The organism is Novosphingobium indicum (genome assembly GCF_014645195.1).
GTDB classification, from domain to species: domain Bacteria; phylum Pseudomonadota; class Alphaproteobacteria; order Sphingomonadales; family Sphingomonadaceae; genus Novosphingobium; species Novosphingobium indicum.
On record NZ_BMLK01000053.1, the window covers coordinates 1 to 9,666 of the forward strand.

Genomic DNA, 9,666 nt, shown 5'->3' on the forward strand with positions numbered 1-9,666 from the left:
TTCTTTGCCTAAGAGATTGGCGACCGGGATGCGCATCCTGTCGAAGAAAAGTTCCGTCGTGGCATGGTTCATCATGGTGCGGATAGGCCGGATCGTTAGCGAACCCGCGGTGCGAGCCTGATTCATATCGACGATGAATATGGAAAGACCGTCGGTTTTCTTCGTCACTTGATCGCGCGGCGAAGTCCGCGCTAGCAGCAGCATGAGATCGCTGTGTTCGGCGCGACTGGTCCAGATTTTCTGGCCGCTCACCACAAAATAGTCCCCATCGCGAACTGCCGTCGTCCTTAACGCAGTGGTATCGGAGCCGCTTCCCGGCTCGGTTACGCCGAAAGCCTGCAAGCGCAGTGCGCCGCTTGCGATCGCGGGAAGATAAAGGCGCTTTTGCTCATCCGATCCATGTCTGAGGATGATGGCCATGTTATACATCTGGGCATGGCATGCCGCTCCGTTGCAACCCATCGCTTGAATCGTCTCAAGGATGGCAACTGCAGCCGAAAGGCCCAGACCTGATCCGCCATATTCCTCGGGTATGAGCACCGAAAGATAGCCAGCGCTCGTCAACGCATCCACAAAGGAGGTCGGATATTCGCGATCAGCGTCGAGCTTGCGCCAATATTCACCCGGGAACTTTTCACACAGCCGGCGCACGCCGTCGCGGATTTCGTGAAAGTGTTGAGGTTCGAAAGGACTAAGAAACTGCATCGCCCTCATCCTGAGAGATTGTGAAAAACCCTTGATCTGCAACGATGACGTCGCGCTCGAGCACCGATGCCCGAAAAGCGCCATTATTCCAGATTTCGGTTCTGATGGTTTCACCAGGGAACACCGGCGCGGCGAAACGCAGTTGCACTGCGCGCAGGCGCTCGGCCTGGTAGCCAAGTCGCCCGCGGAGGATGGCGTGAACGATGATGCCCATCGTGCCCAAGCCGTGCAATATCGGCATCCTGTACCCGGCGCGCGCCGCGATTGCGGGATCGCTGTGCAGCGGGTTGAGATCTCCATTGAGACGATAGATCAGGGCCTGTTCGGGACCGGTCGTCAGGTCAATGACAAGACCGGCATTGCCTTCCGCCACGGGTACCGGCGAACTTCGCGGTGCTTCGCCTTCCCCTCCGAACCCGCCGCCGCCGCGAATGAAGATCGTACGTTCAAGACAGGCAAAGCAGGTGCCGCGATCATCGCGGATATTGGTTTCGGTGAATATCAACGCGGCCTTGCCCGCGCCTTTGTCGACAATGTGGGTGACGCGGGTTGTGCTTTCGACTTCGCCAGTTGCCGGAACCGGGCCAAGCAGTACCATGGATTGGCCGGCATGCAGGACGGAAACCGGATCTACACCGGAATCAGGGTGCCCCAGCCAGAACCCGGGACTCGCGAGAACGAGCGCCATGCCGGGCATGGCAACCGGTCCACGAAGGGGATCCACGAATGGCAGCTGCGCGAGGTCGGTAGGATCTCGCCCCATCCCGATCGATAAGGCGTAAAATGCAGCATCGCGTGGAGTGACGGTCTGACGAACCGCAGGAATACGAAAGTTGAGCAATTTTTGCGGATCGATTGTCACTTTCAATTTCCCTGGAAGGTGGTCAAAGGGTGGCGCTGGCAACCATGATCGGACGGCCATCGCGCGCATGGGCGACGAACTGAACACTATTGCCGTTCGCGCGAAGCGCCAAATGCAGTTCCTCGCCGCAGATCGCGGCAGACACCGCTCGGCAATCGAAGCACCGAAGCGCATTGTCGCCGAAGTGCTGCTGGGCGAGTTCCAGCAGCAGTGTCGCCGTCAACGGACCGTGAACGACGAGGCCGCGATACCCCTCGATTTCGCAGGTGTAGGCCCGATCATAATGAATCCGGTGACTGTTGAAGGTCAGCGCCGAAAATCGGAACAGCAAGGTTTCGGAGGGGACCAGCGCGCGGTGCGCAACCCATCGGGATCCGTCGAAGATCATGTCAGACGGCCTTGGCAGCTCTGCGGTGCCCAAAGGCATGGGATCCCGATAAACGATCGCTTGGGTTTCGCGAACGGAGAGTTCGCCTTCGCAGCGGGTTTCTTGTGCTATCTCGACGAAAACAAGCTTGCCGGTCGCCCCTTGCTTTTCGGCGATGGAATTGATCCGCGATCTGCGCTGCACCTTCTGACCGATGAGCAACGGCGAAAGAAATTCGATCTTGCTCGATGCCCACATCCGGCGCGACTGAGGAAGTGGTGGCATGAAGCTGCTTTCGCCGCCGCGCACCGGATGGCCATCCACGCTCAATGCCGCTGTTGGCGCGTCTGGCAGGCAAAGGCACCAATGATAGCCTTGCGGCACGCTGCCATCTGCCGGCGCAACGCGGTCGAAAGTCGCCAGCCACCGTCTTGCGGCAGCGAGTTCCAGATAGTCGTGACGCAATTCTTCACGACCGATCCAGCTTTGCCATTGTTCGTCTGGCTGGGTGGTCATAAATCATCTCCGGTCAGGCCGCGGGCAATCACCTGAGCCTGAATTTCCGCAGCGCCCTCGAAAATGTTGAGGATGCGCGCATCGCAAAGGATGCGACTGATCTCGTATTCAAGGGCATAACCATTGGCGCCGTGGATCTGCAGCGCAGCGTCGGCGTTCGACCAGGCGGCGCGAGCGGCAAGCAACTTTGCCATGCCGGCCTCAATATCGCAGCGCTTTTCCGAATCCCTGGCTCGCGCGGCAGCATAGCAGAGTTCACGCGCCATCACAAAATCGACAAGGCTCATCGCCAGCTTGTCCGACACGCGCGGAAACCCGACGATGGCCCTGCCGAATTGCTTGCGAACCAAGGCATAGTCGAGGCCCAGTTCGAGGGCCCGCCGCGCGACGCCGATAGCCCGCGCGGCGGTCTGGATGCGTGCGCCCTCGAAGGTACGCATGAGCTGCTTGAACCCTTTCCCCTCCTCGCCGCCCAGCAGGGCGTCTGCCGGCGCGGTCATGGCATCGAACTGCAGGGCATATTCGCGCATCCCGCGATAACCGGGGACCTCGATCTCGCTTCCGGTCATGCCAGGGGCTGGGAAACCGTCATCGCTCGTGCCCCGAGGCTTGGGCACCAGCAACATCGACAGCCCGGCGTAACCCCTGGCTTCAGGTAATGTTCGCACGAGCATCGTCATCAGATCTGATCGGCTGGCATGGGTAATCCAGTTTTTCGCCCCGTTGATGACCCAGTGATCGCCGTCGTGCCGTGCGCGGGTTTGAATGGAGCCAAGATCCGATCCGGTGTCGGGTTCGGTGAAGGCTGCTGACGGCAAAACCTCGCCGCTCGCGATCCTGGGCAGCCACCAGGCCTTTTGCGCTTCGGTGCCGTTCAAGCCGATCAGTTCGCCGGCGATTTCGGACCGCGTGCCAAGCGAACCCGCGCCAATCCAGCCGCGCGACAATTCCTCGGTTATGATGCACATCTTTAGCTTGCCAAGGCCAAGACCCCCATAGATTTCGGGTATGCAGACTCCGAATGTACCGAGATCGGCCATGGCCTGAATCACTGCCTCGGGGATCAGGTCATTCGCCAGATGCCATCCGTGCGCCTGGGGCACGATGACAGCATTGGTGAAGCGACGGTATTGCTCGCGGATCGTGTCGGCTTCGGCATCATCGAGCGACTCGCTTGGCCATTGCCCCTGGGCCAGGGCTGCGGCCACTTCGCCTCTGGTTGCCGCATAGTCCACATCGAGCAGGTCCGCGCACCGGTCGAAAAGCGTGCGGGCAGCGCTGCCAAGTCCGAGGTCGCCGGGGCGGAAGATTTCGTTCTGGCCCATCGGCAGGCCGCCACCGATCTGGCCAATGCATTCAGCGAAGGCCAGAATGGCGATCCTGGCGTCAAGATCATTCTTGCTGCCCCTGGCCTCGGACCATTCGAGCACCGCTTCCAGCGCAGCCACAAGCGTGGCCACCCAGGCATAGCCGTGCGCGGCCCGCTGCTCCTCATCAATCCTTCCGGACACCAAGCGCGCGCCCAACGCTGCCTTGACCGAGGCGCGATAGTCTCTCGCGGCGTTCAGGGCCTGGCGCAGATCAGCCACCTTCAGGCCGCGCGCTCGAAGATTGCGGCGATGCCTTGTCCGCCGCCGATGCACATCGTCTCAAGACCGTAGCGGCCTTTCGTGCGCACAAGTTCGCGGGTAAGGTTGGCAAGAATACGACCACCGGTTGCACCGATCGGGTGGCCAAGCGATATACCCGAACCATTGACATTGAGGATTTCGTTCCGGCCGTCGTCATCCGACCAGCCCCATCCTTTCAGAACCGCCAGGACTTGCGGTGCGAAGGCTTCGTTCAGCTCAACCAGATCAATATCGCCCCAGCCAAGGCCGCTGCGGGCGAACAAGCGTTGCACTGCAGGAACGGGACCAATTCCCATGCGACTGGGATCACAGCCCGCCGCGGCCGAGCTATGATAAAAGGCGATCGGTTCCACCCCCAGTTCGTCGAGTTTGTCTTCGGCCACCACTAGGCAAGCGGCAGCGGCGTCGTTCTGCTGACTGGCGTTGCCAGCGGTCACGACGCCGCCCTCAATCGCCTTCAGCGCGCCGAGCGAAGCCATCGTCGCGTCGCCGCGATAACCTTCATCGTGTGCGAAGATGGCAGGCGCGCCCTTTCTTTGCGGCACCACAACCGGCACGATTTCGTCGTCGAACATTCCATTCGCCCAGGCGGCCGCGGCCCGCTGGTGGCTGCGCACGGCATAGGCATCTGCCTGTTCCCGGCTGATGTCATAATCCCTGGCAAGATTTTCGGCCGTTTCGATCATGCCGGAAATAACACCAAAACGCTCCGTCGGCTGAGACATAAGGCGTCCGCGCGTCAACCTGTCGTGAAGGGTGATATTGCCGGAACGCTTGCCCCCGCGAAGGTCGGTTGAATAATGTTCGACGTTGGACATTGATTCGACCCCGCCGGCGACAACAACGTCGGACATCCCCGTCTGCACCATCATCGCGGCGTTGACGATCGCCTGCAGCCCCGAACCGCAGCGCCGGTCGAGCTGATAGCCGGGGACTTCAAGCGGCAGGTCGGCAGCCAGCCATGACCAGTGGCCGATGGCCGGCGCCTCGCCGTTGCCATATCCCTGACTGAACACGACATCGTCAACCCGGGCGGGATCGATCTTCGTGCGCTCGATCAGGGCCTTGAGGATGACTGCGCCAAGCTCGCCTGCAGTCATCGGCGAAAGAGAGCCGCCAAACTTGCCCACCGCAGTGCGGATCGGCATGACAATGGCTGCGCGACGAAGGGTCATTTCGGGTCTCCACTCGCTATGTTGCCCACAATACCTGCGTCGATCAGGCGGGCGATTTCGGCGGCAGGCAGCGAGAGCAGATCCGCCAGGACTTCTTCGGTATGCTGGCCATTGTACGGCGCGGGACAAGGCTCCCGACGGTGCATTTGAGGAACGGTGGCGAATGTGCCCGCGGCGGGATAGTCGAAGCCGCTGGGATTTGGCACCGTCCCGAAAATCGGATTGTTCGCTACCAGCGCTGGATCGTGAACCGCATCAAGCATCCTGCGATAGGGCGAAAAGACGATTCCCCCCGCATCGAAGGCAGTGGACAGATCGGCGTAATCACGCGAACGGATTGCCCGTTCAAACAAGGGATAGAGCATGTCACGCAAGGTATATCGGAGGCCGTCATCCTGTTCGAAAGAAACACCGCGCTCTTGTTCGATGGCCGCAACATCTTCGGAAAGGCCCAGCGCTACCAGCAAATTGGCCCACTGGCGATGCGTGGCAACGACAATCATTGTCCGCACCCCGTCGCGCGTGGTGAAGTCGCGACCGAACAAGCCATAAACTGCATTGCCAAGGCGCGGACGATCCCGGCCCGTATAGAGCATTTCTGCAAGTCCACCGAGGTTGGCGACCGTGCCGATCGCCACGTCTGACAACGGCAGCCGGATCTCGCATCCTTCGCCACTTGTGCTTCGCCACTGCATCGCGGCAAGCATGGCGAATGCTCCGTATGCGCCGGAAATGAGATCCCACGCGGGCAGGACATGATTGACCGGATCGGGGCCGGTTCCAGTCAGCATAGGGTATCCCACGGCATTGTTTATGGTGTAATCGAGCGCGGGCGAGCCATCGGCCCACCCCATTATCCGCAAGGTGACAAGATCCGGACACCCCTGCGCGAGGAGGGCATGGGACAGGAAACCATCCGCCGGAAAATTGGTGATGAGCTGGCCGGTTGCCCTCACCAGTTCCTGCACTATTTCACGCCCCTCAGGCCTGCGAAGATCAACCGCGACTGACTTTTTTGCACGATTGAGATTCTCCCAATAGAGCGAGTCGTTCGCCTCCGTCACAGGCCAGCGCCGGTAATCGGGGCCGCCGCCAGTCTGGTCGACACGTATCACCTGTGCGCCAAATTGCGCGCAATAAAGGCCCGCCGTGGGAGAGGCGACGAATGACGATGCCTCAATGATCGATAGGCCATCGAGAAAACTATACATGGCGTTTGATCCGGCCCGCAGGCGAATTGGCCACGCGCCAGGGCGGGGCGGAATGAAACCCCTGGCCGCCCATGGTGCAGCCTGCGGATGAAGTGCAACCCACGAAGGTCAATTCGCCGCCGCAAATTCGCGCAGCATGTGCTTAGCGATCTGGAGTTGCAGGATCTGGGTCGTGCCTTCATAAATCCGATATATGCGCGCATCGCGGAAGAAACGTTCGGCATCGTATTCGGCAAGATAGCCGGCACCGCCGTGGATCTGGACGCAGGCATCAACCACCCGGCCGCACATTTCCGTCGCGAAAACCTTGAACGCCGCTGCTTTGCGCAAGATGTTCTCGCCTGCGTCGGCGCGCCGGGTGACATCGTCCATCATGCATTCGGCGGCATAGATTTCGATCTCGCTCTGGGCGAGCATCTGCTGGATCAACTGGAAGTTGGCAATCGGCTCGCCGAATGCCTTGCGCTCGGTCGCGTATCGGATGGCGCTGTCCAGCGCCCGGCGGGCATAAGCGGTCGCTGCGGCGCCCACCGACATCCTGCCGTTGTCGAGGCTCATCATCGCGAATGCAAAGCCCTTGCCAAGTTCGCCGCCGAGCAAAGCCTGGCTGCCAACGTGGACATCTTCCAGCACGATATCGGCGATATGGCTACCCGACTGGCCCATCTTCCTGTCCGACTTGCAGATCGTCACGCCGGGTATGTCAAGAGGGACGATGAATGCCGATATATGGGCGTTCTTGGGCAGATTTTCCGTGGCCGTCCGCGCCATGATCAGTCCAACCTTCGCAAAGGGCGAGTTGGTAATATATCGCTTGGTGCCATTGAGAAGCCAGCCGTCGGCGGTCGGCACCGCAGTCGTCTGCAGACCCGCCGCATCTGATCCCGAACCGGGTTCGGTCAGGCCGAAAGCGGCGATTTCACCCGCGGCAATGCGCGGCAGCCATGCAGCCTTCTGCGCTTCTGTTCCACCATTCTTGAGGGCTGAGGCGAACATGCCGACATTGATCGAGATGATCGAGCGGAATGCCGGCATCGCATAACTTAGCGTGTGCATGGTGCGGATATACTGGCTGATGTTCATGCCGGCGCCGCCATGCTCTTCCGGTATGGTCAATCCAAACAGACCCATGTCGCGCATCGCTTCGAGGACGTTTTCGGGGATGAGGTCGGTTTCAATAATTTTGCGCTCGACAGGAATGAGCCGGTCGCGCACGAAGCGTTCAAGCTGTATCAAGAATTGTTCGAAGACTTCTGCATCCATGCCGGCGTTGCTCATCGGTTACCTGTCAGATTGGATCATAAGGAAAGACATGCGCCGAGACTTCATCGGCGCGCGCGAAGCTGCTGCGAAACGAAGGTACAAGCTCGTGGGCAATTGCCTCCGGCGTCCAGCCTTCGACCTTGGTCATCGACCGGATCGGCCGGGGCTTGCAAAACAGGGCGATTTCATTCTTGCGAACCGCGAAAATCTGGTTGGTCACGTCCTTGGACAGGTCGGATGCCAGATAGGCAACCAACGGCGCGATCTTGTCTGCCGACATGGATTGCAACCGTTGGACACGTTCGTGTTCGGCAGGCGTTGTCGCGGGAATTGACGAGGTCATGCGGCTCCACGCAAAAGGCGCGATGCAGTTCGAGCGGACGCCAACTCGCGCCATGTCGAGCGCGATAGACTGCGAAAGCGCGACGACGGCCAACTTTGCCGCCGAATAGTTCGCCTGCCCGATGTTGCCGATCAGACCGCTCGTCGAAGTGAAATGAACGAAACTGCCCGCCTTCTGTTCACGAAAATAGGGCGTGGCGGCCTTGGAAACGTTGAAGACACCAGTAAGATTGACCGCGATGACGCTGGTCCAGTCCGCGTGACTCATCTTGTGCCAGATGCTGTCTCGCAAGATGCCTGCATTGTTCACGACCGCATCGATTCGGCCAAATTTCCGTACCGCATCCTCGATAATGCTCTGCGCCTCCGCCGGATCTGCAACATTACCGAAGTTGGCCGCCGCTTTGCCCCCGGCACCGATGATGTCGTTAGCGGTGTTCTGAGCGAATGCGGTATCGCCGCCGTTGCCCGCCTGCGCCACGCCAGGATCGTTGACGATAATTGCCGCCCCCTGCGCGGCGCAATACAACGCCAGTTGGCGACCTATTCCGCGCCCGGCACCAGTGATCGCGACAACTGATCCATCCAGGCACCGATCCATATCCCGTTCCTCAAATGCAATTAGCCCGACAGGCAGGACTGGCTCAATGCCAGGCTCTGGCAACAAGCTCACCCAGTTCCTCTGCCACTCCGCCAGATGTGCTCGCCAAGGTACAATAGTTGGCAAAGCTTGCCTGGACTGCTGCTTCGGACGACTCGGCACGGGTCAACTGGTCCAGGTCCAGCCCAGCGAGCATTTGGGACTGGACCAGACGTTCACCATGCAACTCTGCCGTCTTCAGCGCCGCATAGGCTGCGGCGTTAATTTCCGACTCAGGCGTACATTGGCACCACTGCTTCATCCAGCGCCGCACCGAACGGACCGGTTGCACGAAGCGTTCATTCGCAGTTGCTGCCGAGTGCTGCGCGGCCTCGATGTCCGAAACAGCGAGAATGGTGCAACGCGCCCCTGCCAACCAAAGGCAAAGCAACACCGTGTTGACGTCACACCCATGCTGATCCTGCAAGGCAAGGCAGGAAGCTGCCACGCCCGGCTTGGCATAAATGTGTAAGGAATAGTCCCATAACGCCGCCGCGTGCTGCTCCACCTGAATTGAAGCTTCATCACCCACTGGCGGCACGGCCGGGCCTTGGTCCGACCGTGCCGAAGTACCCAATCGCGGACCTTGGTGAAAATGCTGACCAGACATGCAACGAGGCCAACCGCCTAGAACGTGCGGGCGCCGAAATGGATTTCCATCATCGGACGCATGACATCCCACCGTTCCAGCTGCGACCAGTGGCCCGAACGGTCGAGAACGTACAGTTCGGCATGCTTGAGATGCTGGATCAGGTATAGGCTGGTGTCGAGCGGCACCACCCGGTCCTGACGGCCATGGAAGATCAGCACTTCGTGCGGCATTTTGCCCAGCAGTTCGGGCGGCATGTTGAGCGTCTCAATGCCGTTCTTCATCGAATCGATCATCTTGACCGCGGTCTTCATGATTCCCGGATCGGTGGCGATCTTGTAACGGTTCTCGACGATTTCCTCCAT

General features: G+C 60.1%; 10 protein-coding genes. All 10 read right to left on the minus strand.

Annotation, left to right across the window (positions count from 1 at the left end; genetic code table 11):
- Positions 1-705, minus strand: a 705-nt coding sequence (locus IEX64_RS23495; RefSeq protein ID WP_188823823.1) for an acyl-CoA dehydrogenase family protein, incomplete at its 3' end; no start/stop codon positions are given.
- Entirely contained in the window at positions 692-1,567 is an 876-nt protein-coding gene (locus IEX64_RS23500) for a MaoC/PaaZ C-terminal domain-containing protein (RefSeq protein WP_061939680.1), read from the minus strand. The genes IEX64_RS23500 and IEX64_RS23495, both read right to left, overlap by 14 nt.
- Before the next feature lie 22 nt (positions 1,568-1,589).
- Complete coding sequence (locus tag IEX64_RS23505) at positions 1,590-2,450, minus strand: HTD2 family dehydratase (RefSeq protein WP_061939682.1); 861 nt, start codon at positions 2,448-2,450, stop codon at positions 1,590-1,592.
- Positions 2,447-4,039: an acyl-CoA dehydrogenase family protein gene (locus IEX64_RS23510; protein ID WP_188823826.1), complete on the minus strand. Its 1,593-nt coding sequence runs from the start codon at positions 4,037-4,039 to the stop codon at positions 2,447-2,449. Before IEX64_RS23510 ends, IEX64_RS23505 begins: the two co-directional genes overlap by 4 nt.
- A gap of 2 nt (positions 4,040-4,041) precedes the next feature.
- Positions 4,042-5,256 carry an acetyl-CoA C-acetyltransferase gene (locus IEX64_RS23515; RefSeq protein WP_061939684.1) on the minus strand — a complete coding sequence of 405 codons (1,215 nt, stop codon included), beginning with the start codon at positions 5,254-5,256 and terminating at the stop codon, positions 4,042-4,044.
- Positions 5,253-6,467 (minus strand): CoA transferase, encoded by a 1,215-nt coding sequence (locus IEX64_RS23520; RefSeq protein ID WP_188823827.1) that lies wholly within the window; start codon positions 6,465-6,467, stop codon positions 5,253-5,255. The genes IEX64_RS23515 and IEX64_RS23520 overlap by 4 nt, the downstream gene beginning before the upstream one ends.
- Before the next feature lie 108 nt (positions 6,468-6,575).
- On the minus strand, positions 6,576-7,745 hold the full coding sequence (locus IEX64_RS23525) for an acyl-CoA dehydrogenase family protein (protein WP_188823829.1): 1,170 nt from the start codon (positions 7,743-7,745) through the stop codon (positions 6,576-6,578).
- Positions 7,746-7,755: 10 nt separating this feature from the next.
- Positions 7,756-8,673 carry an SDR family NAD(P)-dependent oxidoreductase gene (locus IEX64_RS23530; RefSeq protein WP_024018971.1) on the minus strand — a complete coding sequence of 306 codons (918 nt, stop codon included), beginning with the start codon at positions 8,671-8,673 and terminating at the stop codon, positions 7,756-7,758.
- A gap of 43 nt (positions 8,674-8,716) precedes the next feature.
- On the minus strand, positions 8,717-9,244 hold the full coding sequence (locus tag IEX64_RS23535; RefSeq protein WP_229710705.1) for a TIGR02444 family protein: 528 nt from the start codon (positions 9,242-9,244) through the stop codon (positions 8,717-8,719).
- Between the two features lie 95 nt (positions 9,245-9,339).
- On the minus strand, positions 9,340-9,666 hold a 327-nt coding region (locus IEX64_RS23540), incomplete at its 5' end, for an alpha/beta fold hydrolase (protein ID WP_373290199.1).